Raw genomic sequence first — 19,855 nt, forward strand, 5'->3', positions numbered from 1 at the left:
CCGCGAAGCCGGAATGGATTCCGGCGGCTCGATGCGCAAGATTGCAATCATCCGCATCGAACTGCTTCCATGGAGCACCTGAGATGAGCGAGCAGACAAAAGCAGCGCCCGGCGGCGCGGACACCAATCTGTCGAGACTTCGCCCGCCTTACGCCTCGGTGCTCGACCTGATCGGCCAGACGCCGGTCGTCGAGCTGACCAGGTTCGACACCGGCAAATGCCGCCTGTTCATCAAGCTCGAAAGCCAGAATCCTGGCGGCTCGATCAAGGACCGTATCGCGCTGTCGATGATCGCGGCGGCGGAAAAGTCGGGCGCGCTGAAGCGCGGCGGCACCATCGTCGAGGCGACCGCCGGCAACACCGGCCTCGGCCTCGCCCAGGTCGGCATCCCGAAAGGCTACCGCATCATCCTGGTCGTGCCCGACAAGATGTCGCGCGAGAAGATCCAGCACCTGCGCGCCTTGGGCGCCGAGGTGCGCATGACCCGCTCCGATGTCGGCAAGGGCCATCCCGAATATTACCAGGACATGGCGCAGAAGATCGCCGCTGAATTGCCCGGCGCCTTCTATGCCAACCAGTTCGCCAACCCCGCCAACCCGCTGGCGCATGAGACGACGACCGGCCCGGAAATCTTCTCGCAGCTCGAGGGCGATGTCGACGCGGTGGTGGTCGGCGTCGGCTCCGGCGGCACGCTCACCGGCCTMGGCCGCTTTTTCGCAAAGCATTCGCCCAAGACCGAGATGGTGCTGGCCGATCCGGTCGGCTCGGTGCTGGCGCCGCTGATCAAGACCGGCAAGATGGAGGAGGCCGGCAGCTGGACGGTGGAGGGCATCGGCGAGGATTTCGTGCCGCCCAATGCCGATCTCTCGCTGGTGAAGAAGGCCTATTCCATCCCCGACAAGCAGAGCATGCTGGCGGTGCGCGATCTCTTGTCCAAGGAAGGCATCCTGGCCGGCTCGTCCTCCGGAACGCTGTTGTCGGCGGCGCTTCGCTATTGCCGCGAGCAGACGGCGCCCAAGCGCGTCGTGACCTTCGTCTGCGACAGCGGCAACAAATACCTGTCGAAAGTCTTCGACGATTTCTGGCTGGCCGAGCAGGGGCTTGCCGAGCAGGAGCAGCATGGCGATTTGCGCGACCTCGTCATGCGCTCGCACCGCACCGGCGACACCGTCTGGGTCGGGCCGGAGGAAAGCCTGCTCAACGCCTATGGCCGCATGCGCCGTTCCGATGTCTCGCAGCTGCCGGTGCTGGATGAAGGCAGGCTGGTCGGCATCGTCGACGAAAGCGACATCCTGGCCAAGGTCGACGGCCCCTATGACGGCCGCTGGGACCGCTTCAACGCGCCGGTGCGCACGGCCATGACGTCCAACCTGCATACGCTGCAGGCCGATCAGACGCTCGATGCGCTGCTGCCTGTCTTCGACCGCAACGAGGTCGCCATCGTCTTCGATGGCGATGAGTTCATCGGCCTGATAACCCGTATCGACCTGATCAACCATCTGAGGCGCCGCGCAAAATGACTTCAAACGGCAAGAACCGCCTGGCCTTTTCCACCCGCACCATCCATGGCGGCCAGAGCCACGACCCGCTCACCGGCGCGGTGATGGTGCCGATCTACGCCACCTCCACCTACGGCCAGCAGTCGCCCGGCGTGCACAAGGGCTTTGAATATGCCCGCAGCCAGAACCCGACGCGCTTCGCCTTCGAGCGCGCCGTCGCCGACCTCGAAAGCGGCTCGGCCGCCTTCGCCTTCGCCTCCGGCCTGGCGGCGATCGGCACGGTGCTCGAGCTCCTCGATTCCGGCGCCCATATCGTCGCCACCGACGACATCTATGGCGGTTCGTTCCGGTTGATGGAGCGCGTGCGCAAGCGCTCCGCCGGCCTTGAGGTGAGCTTTGCCGACTTCACCGACCTTGCCGCGGTCGAGGCGGCGATCCGGCCCGAAACGAAACTGCTCTGGGTCGAGACGCCGACCAACCCGCTGCTGCGCGTCGTCGATCTCGAAGCGGTCGCGGCGCTCGCTAAACGCAAGGGCCTGCTCACCGTCGCCGACAACACTTTTTGCAGCCCCTATATCCAGCGCCCGCTCGAGCTCGGCATCGACATCGTCGTCCATTCGGTGACGAAATATCTCAACGGCCATTCCGATATGGTCGGCGGCGTCGCCGTGGTCGGCGACAACAAGGATCTCGCCGCCCAATTGAAATTCCTGCAGAACGCCATCGGCGGCATTTCCGGCCCGTTCGACAGCTTTCTCGCCCTGCGCGGCATCAAGACCCTGGCGCTGAGGATGGAACGCCATTCGGCCAACGGCCTGAAAATAGCGCAATGGCTGGAAACGCGGAAAGACGTCCGCCGGGTCATCTATCCCGGCCTCGCCAGCCACCCGCAGCATTCCATCGCCGTCCAGCAGATGCACGCCTTCGGCGGCATGATCTCGGTCGACCTCGACCGCGACCTTGCCGGCACGAAGCGCTTCCTCGAACGCACCCAGCTCTTCACTTTGGCCGAAAGCCTGGGCGGCGTCGAAAGCCTGATCGAGCATCCCGCGCTGATGACGCACGGCTCGATCCCGGCGGAAAAACGCGCCGCCATCGGCATATCGGATTCGCTGGTGCGGCTGTCCTGCKGGATCGAGGATGGGGATGATCTGGTCGCGGATCTGGAGCAGGCGCTGCGAGAATAACACCTAGCCGGCAGCGTTATCCCGCGCACGCAACAATTCAACGTGGCTGCACCTAACGCCAGGAGCTTCTATGCGAATTTTTTCTTGAGTTTCGCCGGTGCACCTTTAATCACGGGCGAAGCTGAGACGCAGTGCTGAACAAAGGCGCTCTGGATATCGATCTCTGACCCAATAAAGAATTCTCCGCCAACGGAATCGAACTTCGTCGCGAATACATTCTTCAACAATGTCTCTGAATTGTGAGCTGATTGGCCGTCTTTATAGGGGTGAGTTGAGACCAGCTGCCAGCTAACGACTGACGATTTCGGAAACCCCGAGTTTAGCTCGGAAAGCCGGCGCCTGGGATCATTGCTTCGTCCTACCTTGAATAGCTTTTTTCCATAATCTGAATGGCTTTTACCAAGCAAGATTTCGACTGCGCCAGAGAACTTCATAAGATAAATTTTGTTTTCACCGTCCTCAGTGATAACCGTCTTTATGCCGAAGCTCGGTGGAGGCCCTTTGGACGGCTCGAAGATAGTTGCAGCTTGAGCCGTATCCAAAACGGCGGTGGCGGGTATCGGAGACTCACCAAAAACGTTAACTTCATATATCGGATAGCTAAGCGCCCGCTCCTGTTCCTTCGCATTGAGAAGGATGCCACGCGTAGTTCGTTCGAAACGATGCAAGTTTGCATACGCCTCGACCGCAATGTGCTTAATATGGACGTTGTTGTGAAGCCGCCAAGCGCGCGTGACCCTCAGCCCGAAATTCCATCTATGCGAAAATTTTCCTTTCTCCCGTCGATCAATCGCCTGTTGGGACATACGGTCGACGTCAAAACAGAACTCTTCAGATAGCTCCAAAAATCCTAGCGCTTGGCGCTTTTCGTTGTCAGCCGTATGATGACTGATCGCTCCATAAATAAGCACCCAGTCTCCCGCTTTAGCGTTTTTAGCAAACGCTATGCGATCTCCCTCGTGTGTGAAGCCGTAGTAACCCTCGTTTTCTGGATCAAACCCCCAAAATGCGCGAAGCCATACCTGCTTTGACTCAACCATTATTTTGCCGTCCCCTCGGAGCATTCCGCAGCAGGTGTACTAGATACACCTCCCGTTTGTCTTCGCCTTTGGCGCTTGACGACAAGCGGACAGCGGTTCAAAATCGGAGTCGGCCTTGCGCACAGGCCGGTGTGCCCATCATGCGAAGCTAATGGCAGTGCGACATTTCAGATTGTGTTGATGCCGTTCCCGATTGGGCGGATTCGACTTGCAGTGGGCACCTTGTCGAGTCCGTTTGAGATCAGGAATGGATCATGGCTACGACAGAAAATCTCGACATCATCAAAACGCTTGCGAAGAGGCTGGCGCGCGCCCAGCGGACCAAGCACATTGACGCTCTTGAGCTAATCGCGCGTGAGCTGGGCTTCCCTCACTGGAATGCACTCATGAGTGACTTCAAGAAAGGATGGCGCCCATCGTCGACAGACTTAGAGGCTGCGGAAAATCTGTTGGGCGCCGTGAACCCTCTAAGGTCAAAGGACATTGGAGGGGCAGCTTTGAGCCCATTTTCTCAAGTCGTGGGGCTAACGATAACCAGCTCCACGTCACAAACTAATTACGATCCCTTTTCGGCAGATGAGATCACTGGAGAATTGGACGGACATCAATTCCGACTCATGGTCCTGTTAGACGATGTGATCATGGAGGGACGGGGGTGGCGAATTCTGATCCCCGAAGCTCCGACAGCCAAACCTGAAGTTCACCTTACGGATCGGCGGCTCAAACTAAATCCGATTTCGGACGAAAATTTCTTAGCCAAAGCGATGGCTGCAGCCAATATGCGGGCCGCACAGGTACATGCACGGATCGCCTCGGATTGGCCGCGCCGGTCAACAATCCCAGATGCCGAAGGCAATGCTCAGCACCCTCTTTTTGGTGGCGTTAGTTCCGAGTGGTTTTGTCTCCACTGCGATGGGGAATTCAGCGGGACGCAACTAGCTAAGAACTTTTGGCATTGCCCAGCTTGCAGCGCGACGCCGATAGATATTCATGAATCCAGATGGTGGTGTGATCAGCCGTCCTAAGCACCAAGAGTGTAATCGCCGTGGACTATTCGTCCGGGCTTTGCAATTCCGGATTACACTTTACAGTGAGCCAACTTGCGATCCCCGGAGGCGCCATGCGCGTGATCGTGTTGGGTGGCGGCGTGGTCGGCGTCACCACGGCCTATCAGCTGCAGAAGGACGGGCACGAGGTTGTCATCCTCGAGBGGCAGCAACAAGTCGCCGCCGAGACCAGCTGGGGCAATGCCGGCATGATCGCGCCGGGGCATTCCTTCGTCTGGTCCTCGCCCAGGGCGCCGATGATCCTGTTGAAATCGCTGGTGCTGAAAGACCAGGCGCTGCGCTTCAAACTCTCGGCCGATCCGAGGCTCTACGGCTGGTCGTGGCTGTTCCTGATGGAATGCACGGCCGAGAAGGCGAGGCGCAACACGCTGCTCAAGCATCGTCTCGCCGTCTACTCGCAATCGGTCCTGCAAGAGGTCATCGCCGACGAGGCGATCGAATACGACCGCAACGATCGCGGCATCCTCTATTTCTATCGCAGCCAGCAGGCGCTCGACAAAGGCGTCGAGCATATGCGGCTGCTCGAATCCGACGGACAGCTGATCAAGGTGCTCGACCGCGACGCCATCGTCGCGCTCGACCCGTCACTGGCTTCGGCAAAAGAAAAAATCGCCGGCGGCATCCATTGCCCGACCGACGAGACCGGCGACCCGGCGAAATTCACCCGCGCGCTCGCCGCCAAGGTTGTCGAGCGCGGCGGCGAGATCCGAACCGGCACGACCATTATCCGTATCGAGACATCAGGCGACGGCGTCGCCCAGGTGCTGACCGACAAGGGCGCGGTCAAGGGCGACGCCTATGTGCTGGCGCTCGGCTCCTACAGCCCGCTGGTCGCCAAGACGGTCGGCATCAGCCTGCCGATCTACCCGATCAAGGGCTATTCGCTGACCATTCCTGTCGGCAACCGCCCGGCGCCGCCGACAGTTGCTTCGGTCGATGAGCACAATCTGGTCGCCATCTCGCGCTTCGGCGACCGTGTCCGCGTCACCGCCACGGCGGAGTTCGCCGGCTACGACACCAGCCACAAGCCGGCCGATTTTGCCTTCATGAAGGGCGTGACCGAGGAGCTCTATCCCGAAGGCGCCGATTATGACCGCACCGAGATGTGGGCGGGTCTGCGGCCCATGACTCCCAACAATCTCCCCGAGTTCGGCCAGCGGCGTTTGCGCAATCTCTACCTCAACACCGGGCACGGCCATATCGGCTGGACCATGTCGCATGGTTCCGCCCGCATCACCGCCGACCTCATCGCCGGCCGCAAGCCGGCGATCTCGATGGACGGTCTTTTGAACTGAGAGCATGATCCCGGAGGGGATCGACCCATGAAATCGACCATGAAAGGGAATGCCATGTCTGTCAGCGCGGCTGCCACCCGCCCTCAATCTTCGGGACCGGTTGACCCCAAGCCTGTCGACTTGGGCGTGCTGCCATCCGAGATCGACGGCGGCCTCGCCTCGCGCGCGGCGATCGGGCTTGCCATCCTTGCCACCGACCAGACGCTGGAGCATGAATTCCGGGCGCTGGTGCGCATTCCGGGCGTCGCCTTCTACGAGGCGCGTCTGTTCAACGACARCGACATCACGCCGGAGACGCTACGCGCCATGGGGCCGCGCATCGCGCCCACCGTCGATCTCATCCTGCCCTCGATCCCGCTAGACGTCGTCGGCTTCGGCTGCACCTCGGCCACCATGACGCTCGGCGAGGAGGCTGTGTTCGCCGAGATCAGGAAGGCGCGGCCGGGCGTCGCCTGCACCACGCCGGTCACCGGCGCCCTGGCCGCCTTCAAGGCATTGGGCGCCAAAGGCATCGGCCTGCTCACGCCCTATGCGCCGGAGATCAACCAGGGCCTGGTCCGCTATTTTAGCGGCCGTGGCCTCGACATCGCCGCCGTCGCCACCTTCGACCGGCGCGACGACCGCGAGGCGGCCCGCATCTCGCTCGCTTCGATCGAGGCGGCGGCGGAGCGCATGGCGCAAGTGCCAGGCGTGGAAGCGATCTTCATCTCCTGCACCAGCCTGCGCGTTGCCGAAGCGGTAGCGGAGCTGGAGCGGCGCATCGGCATTCCCGTCACCTCCTCCAACCACGCCATGGCCTGGCACTGCCTGCGCCTCGCCGGCATCGACGACGTCGTGCCGGCCGGTGGGAGGCTGTTCGCGCTGCCGGCTGTTTGATCGGCGGGGGCGGACTTTCAGGGGGATAGGAAGCGCATCCAGCGGTTAATCGCAAAGGCCGCTCCCCTCTCCGTCTCGGCTTCGCCGAGCCACCTCTCCCCGCCCCTGGCGGGGCGAGGAACCCAGGCTTGCGAAGGGCGCGCCGTCGACGATTAGCGTTTCCTCGCCCCCACAAAGTGGGGAGAGGTGTCCGCGAAGCGGACGGAGAGGGGGCTGCGCTGCCCTATGCGATTACAGCAGATCGTCCCTCGTTAACCGAATCGGAAGGAGATGTTTAACGCTTCGTCTCTATGTCCCCTCGCCGGGAGGCACCACAGAGCGAAGCATGATGAACGACGAAAAGCGAAACGAATGGCGTGCCATCTTCTACGTGCAGGCGCGCGTTGCCATCCTGTTTGTGCCGGTCGTGCTCAGCCTGCTGCTCATCGGCATCTTCGCCGGCAATGAGCGCAAATCCGTGCCCGACGCCGTCGATCCGACCGTGACGAGTTCGGTGAAATAGCGGGACGGCTGACAGGCGACCTCATCCGATAGGCGCTTTCAAAAGCGGGATCGTGCGAACATCAGGGTCGACGCTGGACCCGCGTCGTCGAACCGTTAAGCTGTGCTGGGAGGTCGCTTCCATCGCCTTTGCGGCTCGGTTGGCGGACGCCGGCGCCGAACTCGGGCTGGTGACGGTGAAAGCCTTCAGGGGGCGGGGCCTTGCCGCCAGCGCGACCGCCGGATGGTCCCGGTTGCCGGAGCTCCGTTCCCGCACGCTGTTCTACAGCACGGACCGAGGCAATTTCGGATCGCAACGCGTTGCGTTCCGCCTCGGTCTCCCGCTTCGGGGAGCCAGCTTGCGGATCAGCGAAGACAACCAGGGGGAAGGCGCATAGCCAACCGATCGCCAAAAAGGTCGGCGAACACAATGAATCGAGAAGGCTTATCTTATCGATCCCGTTGGCAGTCGGGATGAGATGGTGCCCAGAAGAGGACTCGAACCTCCACTCCTTGCGGAACACGGACCTGAACCGTGCGCGTCTACCAATTCCGCCATCTGGGCTGGTGGGCGCTCTAGTAAGCGGGCAAACGATATGTGTCAACGCGCTTTTTTTGTCGACCTTGGCGCTGCCCGTCATTGCTCTTCCTGCGACGCCAGCGATTGGCGAAACCGGCGGCGGGAGCTTCCCTCTCCCCGTCACTATACGGGGAGAGGATGCCGGCAGGCAGGTGAGGGGCGGCGCCGACGCTGATCGGGTGGGGTTCCGGCTCTCGCTTGGAGCACGGAGGAGTTAGTCGCCGAAGCCGGAGTTGCCCCTCATCCGCCCTTCGGGCACCTTCTCCCCGTATAGTGACGGGGAGAAGGAAGCTGCTCCTCACCCCTCCAACACCTCTTTCGACGCCACTGTCGAATCGGCGTTGAGCTTGTAGACGATCGGCACGCCGGTGCCGAGCTCGAGCTTGACGATCTCCTCGCCGCTCTTGCCGTCCAGCGCCATGATCAGCGCGCGCAGCGAATTGCCGTGCGCGGCGACCAGCACCGTCTCTCCGCGCAGCACATGCGGCTGCACGTCATGCAGGTAATAGGGCCACACGCGCGCGCCGGTGTCCTTCAGGCTTTCGCCGCCGGGCGGCGCGATGTCGTAGGAGCGGCGCCAGATATGCACCTGCTCCTCGCCCCATTTCTTGCGCGCGTCGTCCTTGTTGAGGCCGGAGAGGTCGCCATAGTCGCGCTCGTTGAGCGCCTGGTCGCGGATCGTCTTGAGATCGCTCTGGCCGACGACGTCGAGGATCAGCTGGCAGGTCTTCTGCGCCCGCTGCAGGGCCGAGGTGTAGGCGATGTCGAATTTCAGGCCGCGCGCCTTGAGCTTTTCGCCGGCCGCGAGCGCTTCCGCCGTGCCCTGCTCGGTCAGGCCGACGTCGCGCCAGCCGGTGAACAGGTTCTTCAGGTTCCATTCGCTCTGGCCGTGGCGCACGAGCACGAGAGTTCCCGACATGTCAGCTCCTTTGGGGTTTGGGCAATTCCAACGATTTCAGTCCGGAACTGCGTAAGAACGAAATGCTTCAGGCTTGTGTCAGGAGAGTCCGAGCACATCCCGCATGGAATAAAGGCCCGGTTTCTTGCCGCGTGCCCAGAGCGCGGCCTTCACCGCGCCGCGCGCGAAGATCGCCCGGTCCTCGGCATGATGGGACAGCGTGATGCGCTCGCCGGTGCCGGCAAGGATCACGCTGTGGTCACCGACGACGGAGCCGCCGCGCAGCGTGGCGAAGCCGATGGAGCCCGCCTTGCGCACGCCGGTATGGCCGTCGCGCACCTTGACGCTGTTGTCGGCAAGATCGATGCCGCGGCCCTTGGCCGCCGCCTCGCCGAGCAGCAGCGCCGTGCCGGACGGCGCGTCGACCTTGTGGCGGTGGTGCATTTCCAGGATCTCGATGTCGAAATCCTCCGGGTCGAGCGCCTTCGCCGCCTGCTCGACCAGCACCGCCAAGAGGTTGACGCCGAGGCTCATATTGCCGGATTTGACGATGGTCGCATGGCGCGCGGCGGCGGCGATCTTCGCATCGTCCTCGGCCGAGCAGCCGGTGGTGCCGATGACATGGACGATGCGCGCCTGCGCGGCATAGCCGGCGAATTCGACGCTTGCCGCCGGCGCGGTGAAATCGAGCACGCCATCGGCCTTGGCGAAGGCCGGCAGCGGGTCGTCGACGATCGGCACGTTGATGGTGCCGATGCCGGCGAGCTCGCCGGCATCCTTGCCGAGATGCGGGGAGTCCGGCCGTTCGATCGCGGCGGCGACGCGCGCGCCGGGCATGGTGTGGATGGCGCGGATCAGCGTCTGGCCCATGCGGCCTGCGGCGCCCACCACCACCAGGCCCATATCGYCTGATACACTCATGCGCTTCTCCTGACGGTCTTCTTGGCGCGGCTGCGCGGCGCCGGAGTTTGGGCCGAAGTCTGGCTTGCCTTGACGTCGTCGACAAGCCCCAGCCCCTTCTTGCCCTGAATGCGGTGGAAGCGGGCATAGAGGCTGTGCGGGTCGGCCATCAGCGTCGCATGCGTGCCTTCCTCGACCAGCCGCCCCTCTTCCAGCACGATGATGTGGTCGGCATTGACCACCGTCGAGAGCCGGTGCGCGATCACGATCGTCGTGCGCCCTTCCATCACATGGCTCAGCGCTTCCTGCACACGCGCTTCCGCCTCGTTGTCGAGCGCCGAGGTCGCCTCGTCGAGCAGGAGGATCGGCGCCTGGCGAACGATGGCGCGCGCGATCGACACGCGCTGGCGCTGGCCGCCGGAAAGGGTCGAGCCGCCTTCGCCGACCGGCGTGTCGTAGCCTTCCGGCTGCTGGCGGATGAACTCGTCGGCCGCCGCCTGTTTCGCCGCCTGCTCGATCTCGGCGTCGGTGGCCGAGAGCCGGCCGTAGCGGATGTTGTCGCGGATCGTGCCTTCGAACAGATAGGGCGCCTGCGCCACATAGGCGATCGATTGGCGCAGCGAATGCTTGGTCACCTTGGCGATATCCTGGCCATCGACCTCGATCGAGCCCTTGTCGACGTCGTAAAAGCGCTGCAGCAGCGCCACCATCGTCGACTTGCCGGCGCCCGAAGCTCCGACGACGGCCGTGACCTTGCCGGCCGCGGCGGTAAAGCTCAGATCCCTCAGCACCGGCGTGTCGGCGTTGTAGCCGAAGGTCACATTGTTGAAGCGCACCTCGCCGGTGGTGACCTTCGCCTCGACCGCGTCTGGGGCGTCGCCCTGCTTCGGCTCGAGGTCGAGCAGCTCGTAGATCATACGCGCGTTGACCAGGGCGCGCTCCATGCCGACCTGGGTGCGCGCCAGGCGCCGCGCCGGGTCGTAGGCCAGGATCAGCGCGGTGATGAAGGAAAACACCGCGCCCGGCGGCTGCCCAAGCACCAGCGCCCGGTAGCCGGAATAGGCGAGCACGGCGGTGATGGCGAGGCCGCCCAGGATCTCGGAAATCGGCGACAGCCGCTCCGCGACGCGGGCGATCTTGTTGTTACGCTGCTCGGCCGTGTCGGCCATGATGCCGATGCGGCGCGCCAGCTCGTCCTCCAGGGTGAAGGCCTTGACGATGGCGATGCCTTGCGTGGCCTCCTGCACCGACCCGTTCAGCCGCGAGTTGATCAGCACGGATTCCCGGTTGATCTTGCGCAGGCGGYGAGTGATGTAGACGACGGCCCAGATCAGCGGCGGCCCGATCAGCAGCGAGCTGAGCGACAGCACCGGATCCTGGTAGATCATCACGCCGACGAGGGCGACGAGCGAGACCGCATCACGGCTGATGGAGGTCAGCGTCAGCGACAGCAGGTCGCGGATGCCGCCGACATTCTCGTTCACCTGAGCCGCCAGCCGGCCGGAACGGGTCTCGTTGAAGAAATCGACGCCGAGCTTCATCAGATGGTCGAAGCTGCGCTTCTGATAGCGGGCGACCAGATTGTTGCCGATCCTGGCCAACGACACCGCCTGGCCGTAGCCGGCGAAGCCGCGCAGCAGCGAGGCGCCCATGAAACCGGCGCAGATCCAGACGATCATGTCGCTGCGCCGTTCGTAGAAGATCTGGTTGATCATCGGCGCCATGATCCACGCCGTGAAGGCGGTGGTGCCCGAAACGATCAGCAGGCAGGCGACGGCAACGACATAGGTCCAGCGGTATTCCTTGCCGTTTTCCGCCAGGATACGGCGGAGCACCGCGCTGACCTCGGTGGGCTGGACTTTCAGTTTGAGTGAAGTTTGAACGGTCAAATCAGGGGCGCTTCGTGGGTTTTCGTCGGACAGGGCTGCCTCTCGGCACCCCTCTTAGCGCCCCGGCTACGGCTTGCCTATGGCGAAACTTCGTCGCGCCGGCCGATCGCCAGCCCGAATCCGGGCGGGATCAGGTCCGCCAGTGCCGCCCCGCCGTGTTGACGCCGAACAGCGACGGTGTCCTGGCATAGGCGGCGAGCCCGAGCAGCGCCGCCAGCGGATGGGTGATGACATAGACCGGCATTTCGCGCATCAGCGCGCTGTGCGGCGCCTTGTCCTCGAAGGCGGCGCGGAAATTGCCCTCCTTCAGCGCCGGCACGATCTTTTGCGCGATGCCGCCGGTGAGGAACACGCCGCCGCGGCCCATGAACACCAGCGCGAGGTCGCCCGCGGTGCGGCCGAGGCAGGTGACGAACAGCGCCAACGCCTCTTCGGCCACCGCGTCGGTTTTGGCGAGCGCAGCGCCGGTGATCTCGGCCGGCGTCGCGAAGGGCGCCGGCTTGCCGTCGGCCCTCGCCACGGCGCGATAGACATTGACCAGTCCGCGCCCGCACAGGATCTGCTCGCCGGAGATGCGCCCTTCGAGCTTGTCGATATGCGGGAAGACTTCGAAGTCGCGCGGCGTGCGCGGGCCGATATCCATATGCCCGCCCTCGCCCGGCACCGGGATCCAGTGGTTGAGCGCATAGATCAGCCCGGCGACGCCAAGACCCGTGCCGGGGCCGAGCACGACGCGGCTCGCATTGGGTTCCGGCGTGCCGCCGCCGATCTTTTCCATATGCTCTTCGCCGAGCGCCACCACGGCAAGCGCCTGCGCCTCGAAATCGTTGAGCACGACGACCTCGCTCAGGCCCAGATTAGCGAACATCTGCCGGGGCTTCACCACCCAGGGGCAGTTGGTGAGCGGGATCTCGTCGCCGTCGACCGGCCCGGCAATCGCCAGCACCGCAGAATTCGGCTGGATCGACGAGCGGTCGAGCACCGCCGCCTGGATCGCCTCGTCGATGGTCTTGAAATTCGCGGTCTGGACGATATGCGGCTCGGTCGCCTCCGAATTGGCGTCGAGCACGATCGAGAAGCGCGCATTGGTGCCGCCAATGTCGCCGATCAGGACCGGAAACCGCAGCCCCTTCTCGTCTTCGCCTGCCATGCTCTTGATCGTCCTCGTTGCGGCGCCAATCGCGCCGTTTCAATCGATTGACTAGCGCATGACCCCACAAAGGGGAAGCCCGCTTGGCGTCAGTTCCCCGGTCTCGGCCTTGGCAGCGGGATGCCGATCTTGGGCGTCGGCGCGAAGGCGCTCGCCGCCGCCGGCATGGCGGCGTTGCCGCTGGAGATGGTTTGTGCCGGCTCGCTCGGCTCAGGTTCGGCCACGGCCACAGCGGCGGCGCTTCCGCCATGATAGGTCACCGCCTCCAGCGACGGCGCGTCCGGCGCATCGAGCACGTCCTGGCACTGCTTGGGCAGATTGGCCATCGTCATCAGGTCGCGCGCCTTGGGGGCGTCCGGGTTCTTGTTCGGCCGCCACGGCTCCTCGGTGAACCACCAGGCCAGCGGCTTGCCGCAGCCGTCATCCGGGGGCGTCGCCTCCTGCCCCTTGCAACCGGGCGAGCCCGGCTGGCAGCCGATGCGCATGTGGAAATGATAGTCATGGCCCCAGAACGGCCGGACCTTGCGCAGCCAGGAGCGGTCGCCGGTGACGGTGTCGCAGAGCTTCTTCTTGATGCCGGGATTGACCAGGATGCGCTCGACCTCCGGATAGCTCGCCGCGCGCTTGAGCAACCTGGTGTGCGCCGGCGTCCACAGAGCGTCCTTCACCAGATGCGTCTTCTCATTGACCATTAGCGTCGCGCTCATGGTCTCGCGCTGCGCCATGGTCAGCGGCCGCTTCGGCATCGGCGTCAGCCAGATGTCGGCGTCGAGCCCGATCTGGTGCGAGGCGTGGCCGGTCATCATCGGTCCGCCGCGCGGTTGCGAGACATCGCCGACCAGAAGCCCCGGCCAGCCATCCGCCTGGGCGTCGCGCGACAACTTTTCGATGAGCGCGATCATCGCCGGATGGCCCCAGCGGCGGTTGCGCGACGGGCGCATCACTTCCCAGGTCGGCCCGTCCATCGGCAGCGCCACGCCTCCGGTGAAGCAGCCTTTCGAGTAGAAGCCGAAGGATTGCGCGGGCGCGACCGCCGGCAGTTTTCGGGCGCCGAACAGCTCCTTCGCGCGGGGTTCGGCCGAAATGGCGGCCGCCGCCAGCCCGGCGAGCGCGACCAGCGCCAGCGCGGCGGTGAGGAACGGCTTGCGGTCAGGCAGCGATCGCAAATTCATCAGGCTGGGTCCCTCTCCAGTCTTTGCCGCATGGTCAGGCGAACCCGATAGGGAACGAATCATACCACGCCGCGTATCCCGCATCGATCATCAGCGCTAGATCAAGAAGGATGATATCGTCCGAAAACCGCTTCACACTTTTCGGCATCATCCTCGCATCGGGCTGCGCGGCTCTCCGTCCCGCCAGTTGCCCTCGGCCCACATCCGCTCCAGCGCCACCCGGTAGTTGGGAAACCGAAAGCTGTAGCCGGCCGCCTTGATCGCCTGATTCGCGACGCGCTTGTTCTCGCCATAGAAAGACCGCGCCATGGGCGAAAGTTGGGCGGTCTCGAAGGGAATTTCAGGCGGCGGCTCGACACCCATCAGCCCAGCGGCATAGGCGACGACATCCTGTGGCGGCGCTGGCTCGTCGTCGGTGACGTTGAAGATCCCGCCGAGATTGTTGTCGGCGAGATGCCAGAGCGCCCCGGCGATGTCGTCGCAATGGATGCGGTTGAACACCTGCCCCGGCTTGACCAGCCGCCTTGCGGTGCCGTCCGCGAGATTGACCAGCGCGTTGCGGCCGGGCCCGTATATGCCGGACAGACGCAGGGTCGCGACGGGCTTGCCGATCTCGCGGCCAAGCGCCAGCCATTGCTGCTCGGCCGCCACCCGCATCACCGAGCGCTTCGAAACCGGCCGGCAGTCGCCGGTCTCGTCCACCCAGGCGCCGCCATGGTCGCCATAGACGCCGACGGTGGAGAGGTAGCCGATCCACTCGAGCGCCGGCATGTTTGCCCGGATCGTTGCGCCGGCGGCGTTGAGCACCGGATCGCCAGCGTCGTCGGGAGCGACCGAGACGATGAGATGCGTGGTCCTGGCGAGCGCGTCGCCGAGCGCGGGCGACAACTCGCGGTCGAATTGCAGCGGCTCGATGCCGGCCGATCGCAGAGCCTCGAACTTTTCCGGCGCCCGGGTCGTGCCGGAGACCGGCGTATGTTGGGCGTTGGCCCGCGCGAAAGCCTTGGCCGAGTAGCCGGCGCCGAAGATGAAGAAGCGTCTTTCGCTCATCGATGAACCCCCATCAATCGGCCTTCGCCGGATTTGCCGCCGCCGCCAGCCATTCGTCCAGGACCATGGCATCCTTTTCGGTCTTCGACGTCTTGGCGGCAAGGTCGCCAAATTCGCGGCCGGAGAGCAGTCGCGACAGGGCCCAGATTGCCGCACCCCTGACCAGCGGCGAGCCGTCTCCGAGCAGTCCGCGCACCGCCGGCGTCAGCGAAGCATCGCCCGAATTGCCGGCGGCAATCAGCACGTTACGGATGAAACGGTCGCGGCCGATGCGCTTGACCGGCGAGCCCGAGAAGAAGGCGCGGAATGCCGCGTCGTCGAGCGCCAGCAGCTCCGACAGTGGCGGCTCGCGCAATTCGGCGCGCGCGGCAAGCTTCGCCTCGGATGCCGCGGTGGCGAACTTGTTCCAGGGACACGCCGCCAGGCAATCGTCGCAGCCATAGATGCGGTTGCCGATCTTTTCGCGGAATTCGCGCGGGATCGGCCCCTTGTTCTCGATGGTGAGATAGGAGATGCAGCGCCGCGCATCGAGCCGGTAAGGCGCCGGGAAAGCATTCGTCGGGCAGGCGTCGAGGCAGGCGCGGCAGGAACCGCAATGGTCGATCTCGGCCTGGTCCGGCTCCAGCTCGGCCGTGGTGAAGATCGTGCCGAGGAACAGCCACGAGCCATGCGCGCGGCTGACCAGGTTGGTGTGCTTGCCCTGCCAGCCGAGCCCGGCGGCTTCCGCCAGCGGCTTTTCCATCACCGGCGCGGTGTCGACGAACACTTTTACGTCGCCGCCCGCCTTCGCCACGATCTTGCCGGCGATCTCCTTCAGCCGGCCCTTCATCACGTCGTGATAGTCGCGGTTCTGCGCATAGACCGAGATCGCGCCGCGGTCGGACTTTGCGAGGATATCGCGCGGATCGCGGTCCGGGCCGTAATTCATCGCCAGCACGACGATCGAGCGCACCTCCGGCCACAGCGTCGAGGGCTCGGCCCGGCGCTGAACCGTCTCGGCTATCCACGCCATCGAGCCGTGGAAACCGTCGGCGACGAATTCGGCCAAGCGAGCGGGCGCCAGCGGGATCGCATCCGGGCKGGTCACGGCGACCGCCTCGAAGCCGGCGCGGCGCGCCTCGGCGTCGATCAGCGCGCGCAGGTTTTCAGAAGTCGAGGTCCGCATAATGCGATACCGGCGACAGGCCGCGCACCCGGTCGGAGAGCAGCGGCCGGAACGACGGCCGTGATTTCACCCGCGTGTACCATTCGCGCGCGGCGCCGTGTTCGCGCCAATCGATCTCGCCGAGATAATCGAGCACCGAAAGCGTCGCCGCCGCGGCGAGGTCGGCATAGGTCACCTTGTTGCCGGCCAGCCAATGGCGCGTGCCTGCAAGCCAGTTGGTGTATTTCATGTGCTGGCGGATGTTGGCGCGCGCGGCGCGGATCGCCGCCGAATCGGGCGAGCCGCCGCCGGCGGTTTCCGGCATCAACGGCTTCAGCACGCGCTCGCGCACGAGGTGGCGGGTCACCTCGCTTTCGGCCTTCGCCAGATACCAGTCGGTCAGCCGGCGGATTTCGGCGCGCTGCATCGGGTCCTCGGCGAACAGCCTCTTGTCGCGCTTCAGCACCCCGCGCGTCTCGTCGAGATATTCGGCGATCACCATGGCGCCGACGATCGGCACGTCGCCTTCGGCGAGCAGGATCGGCAGGGTGCCGGCCGGGTTCAGCGCCAGGAACTCCTTGCGCCGGGTCCACGGCTTTTCCTCGATCAGCGCCAGCTCCTCGCCATACTCGCCGAAGGCGAGGCGCACGAACCGGCAGGTGGCGAACATGGGATGATGGAAAAGCGTCAGCATGGTTCCGCGATGATAGGGCGCACTAGTGTGGTGGATTTGAAGTTCCTGTACCCTCAATGGCATCAGCGTCCAGGAACTTCAAATCCAAAACCACACTAGAACTTGAAGTTGACGGTGTGGCTCAGAATCCGGAATTCGCACATTGCGCTGCTCCGAGGCACGGCGAATTCCGGATTGCCACACTGGCGAATCGTTAACGGCGCCGGTAAGTCTTGGCCGCCCGATTCCAGGGACTGTCATGGTGTTGCGACCTATAGGGGCACTTCCGCCCCATGACAAGCAAGCCCTTCCCTTAGCCGTCACCCAAAAGCAGAGGTTGCCATGGAAAGCCAGACCATCGTCGAAGCACTGCTGCTTGGGCTTTTGGAGGGGTTGACCGAGTTCATCCCGGTGTCCTCGACCGGCCACATCCTGCTTGCCGGCCATTTCCTTGGCTTCCGCTCCACCGGCAAGGCCTTCGAGATCCTGATCCAGCTCGGCGCGATCCTGGCCATTTTGAGTGTCTATTTCGGCAAGCTCTGGCAGATGCTGATCAAGCTGCCCAGCGACCCGCAGACCAGGCATTTCGTCATCGGCATCCTGATCGCCTTCCTGCCGGCGGCGGTCATCGGCGCGGTGGGTCATGACTTCATCAAAAACTATCTGTTCGAATCGCCAAAACTGATCTGCAGCATGCTGATCGTCGGCGGCGTGGTGCTGCTCGTCGTCGACCGCATCAACTTCAAGCCGGTGCATCACGACGTCGAGCGCTTCCCGTTGAGCGTTTATCTCAGGATCGGCCTGTTCCAGTGCCTGTCGCTGATCCCCGGCACCTCGCGCTCCGGCTCGACAATCGTCGGCGCGCTGCTGATGGGCGTCGACAAGCGCGCGGCGGCCGAGTTCTCCTTTTTCCTCGCCATGCCCACCATGGTCGGCGCCTTCGCCTTCGATCTCTTCAAGAACCGCAACGTGCTGACCTCGGCCGACCTGCCGATCATTTCCGTCGGCTTCATCGCCGCCTTCGTCGCCGCGCTGATCGTCGTGCGCTTCCTGCTCGATTACGTTTCGCGCAAAGGCTACGCGCTGTTCGGCTGGTGGCGCCTGGTGGTGGGGATTGTGGGGCTGGCGGGGCTGATGGTTTGGGGGTGAACCTTACCCTCCCCCTCGTGGGGAGGGTCGATCCGCAAAGCGGATCGGGGTGGGGGCCGCGCCGTACCCCCGCCCCGGTTCGCCACCGACGCTTCGCGTCGCTTGCTCACCGACCCTCCCCACAAGGGGGAGGGTAAGCCCGCTCAATTCCTTCCATAAAACGCGTTCTTGACATGCACCGGCCAGCGCCAGGGCAGCACCGCCACCATGTCGAAACGCATCGAGAGCTTCCCGTAATCCGGCTGGCGCGACAGCCACAGATCGGCGGCGCCCTCGATGCGGCGTTCCGATTCACGGCCGATCGCCTCCATCGCCTCGATAAGCGTGCGCCGCGCCTTGACCTCGACGAACAGCACGAGGTCGCCGCGCCGGGCGATCAGGTCGATCTCGCCGAGCCTCGTTCGATGGCGGCGGGCAAGGATGCGGTAACCCTTCAGCATCAGCGCCAGCGCCGCCAGCCACTCGCCGCGATGGCCGCGCCGATAGGCCTTTCGGCGATGGCCGATCGAACGCTCAGCCATCGCCATCTGCCTTGAGCTCGATCAGCCGCCGGTAAAGCGCCTGTTTCTGCCCACCGATCATTTTCGCGGCTTCCGCCGCCGCCTTCGAAGCCGGCATCTCTGCCGCGAGCGACAAAAGCAGCCGGTCGATGTCGGCCGGCTCATCCTTTCCCGCCTCTGGCGGGCCGACGCAGATGACGATCTCGCCCTTCGGCGTGTCGGCCGCGGCGTAATGGTCGGCCAACTTGGCCAACGTTCCGGTGCGCATCTCCTCGAAGGCCTTGGTCAGCTCGCGCCCGATCGCGGCTTTCCGGGCGCCGCCCAGCGCCTCGACCATGGCGGCAAGCGTCTCGGCCAGCCGTCTGGGCGATTCGAAGAAGATCAGCGTCGCCGGCACCGCCTTGAACGTCTCCAGCTTGGCCAGCCGCTGCCCGGTCTTCACCGGCAGGAAGCCCGCGAACAGGAAGGCGTCGGAGGGCAGGCCTGAAGCGGTCAGTGCCGCCAGCGCCGCCGACGGTCCGGGGATCGGCACGACACGGATGCCCTGCTCCAGCGCCTCGCCGACCAGCCGGTAGCCGGGGTCGGAAACCAGCGGCGTGCCGGCGTCCGAGATCAGCGCCACGCTCTGCCCGGCCGTCAGCGCCTCGATCAGTTTCGGCCCGGCTTCTTGGGCATTGTGCTCGTGATAGGCGGTGGTGCGCCGTCGGATGCCATAGCGCTCGAGCAGCACGCGCGACACGCGGGTGTCCTCGCAGGCGACGATGTCGGCGGCGGCCAGCGTCTCCAGCGCGCGCAAGGTGATGTCGGCCAGATTGCCGATCGGCGTCGCCACCAGATAGAGAGCCGGCGCGAGCGGCCGCGTCGCGATCTCGGTCTGTCCGATCAGATAGCTGCGTCTGTCGCCGGTCACCGGTTGCCCCCCTTGTGGTCCATCCTGTTTCGCATGGCTGACGCCCCGTTGCAAAACGTGAGGCCGGACTGAGGAAATCGCCTTGCCTTCGCCACAGTGCGGAACGAAACCGGCAACGGCGAATTTAACCCCTGATTCCCCGGGAGGAGGCAGGACCGAACGATGCCCAATCGCTTCGATATTTTCATCGGCCGACTTGAAAGCAAGACCGCCCGCGAGGGCATCCCTCCACACCCGATTGCCGACCAGAACGGCGCCCGCCGCGACAAGGCCGACCAGAAGCAGGTCCGCGACGGCGAGGCTCATGGCGAAAAGCAGCGCAGCAAGCACCGTCAGAAGCACGACGCTTAGAGTGTCGCACATGAGCGCTGACGGCTCTCGCTTCGTCATCCTAGG

At 64.4% G+C, this 19,855-nt stretch carries 19 protein-coding genes and 1 tRNA gene; 8 read left to right on the forward strand and 12 right to left on the reverse strand.

Features of this window, described 5'->3' with window-relative positions:
- Positions 1-83 precede the first annotated feature (83 nt).
- Positions 84-1,520 (forward strand): pyridoxal-phosphate dependent enzyme, encoded by a 1,437-nt coding sequence (locus LCM4577_RS00480; protein WP_071068996.1) that lies wholly within the window; start codon positions 84-86, stop codon positions 1,518-1,520.
- On the forward strand, positions 1,517-2,686 hold the full coding sequence (locus LCM4577_RS00485) for a PLP-dependent aspartate aminotransferase family protein (protein WP_071068998.1): 1,170 nt from the start codon (positions 1,517-1,519) through the stop codon (positions 2,684-2,686). The genes LCM4577_RS00480 and LCM4577_RS00485 overlap by 4 nt, the downstream gene beginning before the upstream one ends.
- A 68-nt stretch (positions 2,687-2,754) precedes the next feature.
- Here the strand turns inward: LCM4577_RS00485 and LCM4577_RS00490 are convergent, their stop codons facing one another.
- Positions 2,755-3,726 (reverse strand): GIY-YIG nuclease family protein, encoded by a 972-nt coding sequence (locus LCM4577_RS00490; RefSeq protein WP_071069000.1) that lies wholly within the window; start codon positions 3,724-3,726, stop codon positions 2,755-2,757.
- A 254-nt stretch (positions 3,727-3,980) separates the two neighbouring features.
- On the opposite strand from LCM4577_RS00490, the gene LCM4577_RS00495 reads away from it, so the two are divergent.
- The 4 genes from LCM4577_RS00495 (at position 3,981) to LCM4577_RS00510 (ending at position 7,466) form a co-directional block, all read left to right on the forward strand.
- Positions 3,981-4,751: a hypothetical protein gene (locus LCM4577_RS00495; RefSeq protein ID WP_131803395.1), complete on the forward strand. Its 771-nt coding sequence runs from the start codon at positions 3,981-3,983 to the stop codon at positions 4,749-4,751.
- 95 nt (positions 4,752-4,846) lie between these two features.
- A complete protein-coding gene (locus LCM4577_RS00500; protein ID WP_071069002.1) occupies positions 4,847-6,088 on the forward strand; it encodes a D-amino acid dehydrogenase in 1,242 nt (413 codons plus the stop codon).
- 27 nt (positions 6,089-6,115) lie between these two features.
- Positions 6,116-6,964, forward strand: a complete 849-nt coding sequence (locus tag LCM4577_RS00505) for an aspartate/glutamate racemase family protein (RefSeq protein WP_244508186.1) — start codon at positions 6,116-6,118, stop codon at positions 6,962-6,964.
- Between the two features lie 325 nt (positions 6,965-7,289).
- Positions 7,290-7,466 (forward strand): hypothetical protein, encoded by a 177-nt coding sequence (locus LCM4577_RS00510; RefSeq protein WP_116389944.1) that lies wholly within the window; start codon positions 7,290-7,292, stop codon positions 7,464-7,466.
- Between the two features lie 458 nt (positions 7,467-7,924).
- Here the strand turns inward: LCM4577_RS00510 and LCM4577_RS00515 are convergent.
- The 9 genes from LCM4577_RS00515 to LCM4577_RS00555 all read right to left on the reverse strand — a co-directional run bounded on the left by LCM4577_RS00515 (position 7,925) and on the right by LCM4577_RS00555 (position 16,921).
- Positions 7,925-8,009: transfer RNA gene (locus tag LCM4577_RS00515), tRNA-Leu, on the reverse strand.
- 313 nt (positions 8,010-8,322) lie between these two features.
- A complete protein-coding gene (locus LCM4577_RS00520) occupies positions 8,323-8,943 on the reverse strand; it encodes a 2,3-bisphosphoglycerate-dependent phosphoglycerate mutase (protein WP_041012346.1) in 621 nt (206 codons plus the stop codon).
- A 78-nt stretch (positions 8,944-9,021) separates the two neighbouring features.
- Positions 9,022-9,843 (reverse strand): 4-hydroxy-tetrahydrodipicolinate reductase, encoded by an 822-nt coding sequence (gene dapB, locus LCM4577_RS00525; RefSeq protein ID WP_071069004.1) that lies wholly within the window; start codon positions 9,841-9,843, stop codon positions 9,022-9,024.
- Positions 9,840-11,711 carry an ABC transporter ATP-binding protein gene (locus LCM4577_RS00530; RefSeq protein ID WP_071069006.1) on the reverse strand — a complete coding sequence of 624 codons (1,872 nt, stop codon included), beginning with the start codon at positions 11,709-11,711 and terminating at the stop codon, positions 9,840-9,842. The genes dapB and LCM4577_RS00530 overlap by 4 nt, the downstream gene beginning before the upstream one ends.
- 130 nt (positions 11,712-11,841) lie before the next feature.
- The gene (locus LCM4577_RS00535; RefSeq protein ID WP_071069008.1) at positions 11,842-12,861 is read right to left on the reverse strand and encodes a glucokinase; all 1,020 of its coding nucleotides are present in this window, start codon (positions 12,859-12,861) and stop codon (positions 11,842-11,844) included.
- A gap of 89 nt (positions 12,862-12,950) precedes the next feature.
- Positions 12,951-14,033, reverse strand: a complete 1,083-nt coding sequence (gene mepA / locus LCM4577_RS00540; RefSeq protein ID WP_071069010.1) for a penicillin-insensitive murein endopeptidase — start codon at positions 14,031-14,033, stop codon at positions 12,951-12,953.
- Positions 14,034-14,180: 147 nt separating this feature from the next.
- On the reverse strand, positions 14,181-15,083 hold the full coding sequence (locus LCM4577_RS00545) for an SDR family oxidoreductase (RefSeq protein ID WP_041010043.1): 903 nt from the start codon (positions 15,081-15,083) through the stop codon (positions 14,181-14,183).
- 13 nt (positions 15,084-15,096) lie between these two features.
- Complete coding sequence (queG, locus tag LCM4577_RS00550) at positions 15,097-16,248, reverse strand: tRNA epoxyqueuosine(34) reductase QueG (RefSeq protein WP_071069011.1); 1,152 nt, start codon at positions 16,246-16,248, stop codon at positions 15,097-15,099.
- Complete coding sequence (locus tag LCM4577_RS00555; RefSeq protein WP_071069013.1) at positions 16,229-16,921, reverse strand: glutathione S-transferase family protein; 693 nt, start codon at positions 16,919-16,921, stop codon at positions 16,229-16,231. The genes queG and LCM4577_RS00555 overlap by 20 nt, the downstream gene beginning before the upstream one ends.
- A gap of 321 nt (positions 16,922-17,242) precedes the next feature.
- Here LCM4577_RS00555 and LCM4577_RS00560 point away from each other — a divergent pair, with 321 nt between their 5' ends.
- Positions 17,243-18,049, forward strand: coding sequence for an undecaprenyl-diphosphate phosphatase (locus tag LCM4577_RS00560; protein ID WP_071069015.1), 807 nt, complete (start codon positions 17,243-17,245; stop codon positions 18,047-18,049).
- Positions 18,050-18,192: 143 nt separating this feature from the next.
- Here the strand turns inward: LCM4577_RS00560 and LCM4577_RS00565 are convergent, their stop codons facing one another.
- Positions 18,193-18,570, reverse strand: a complete 378-nt coding sequence (locus LCM4577_RS00565) for a YraN family protein (protein ID WP_071032476.1) — start codon at positions 18,568-18,570, stop codon at positions 18,193-18,195.
- Positions 18,563-19,459 carry a 16S rRNA (cytidine(1402)-2'-O)-methyltransferase gene (gene rsmI, locus LCM4577_RS00570; RefSeq protein ID WP_071069017.1) on the reverse strand — a complete coding sequence of 299 codons (897 nt, stop codon included), beginning with the start codon at positions 19,457-19,459 and terminating at the stop codon, positions 18,563-18,565. The genes LCM4577_RS00565 and rsmI overlap by 8 nt, the downstream gene beginning before the upstream one ends.
- Positions 19,460-19,621: 162 nt before the next feature.
- On the opposite strand from rsmI, the gene LCM4577_RS00575 reads away from it, so the two are divergent.
- The gene (locus LCM4577_RS00575; RefSeq protein ID WP_071032441.1) at positions 19,622-19,810 is read left to right on the forward strand and encodes a hypothetical protein; all 189 of its coding nucleotides are present in this window, start codon (positions 19,622-19,624) and stop codon (positions 19,808-19,810) included.
- Positions 19,811-19,855: the final 45 nt, after the last annotated feature.

This window comes from Mesorhizobium sp. LCM 4577 (genome assembly GCF_001854795.2).
GTDB lineage: Bacteria > Pseudomonadota > Alphaproteobacteria > Rhizobiales > Rhizobiaceae > Mesorhizobium > Mesorhizobium plurifarium.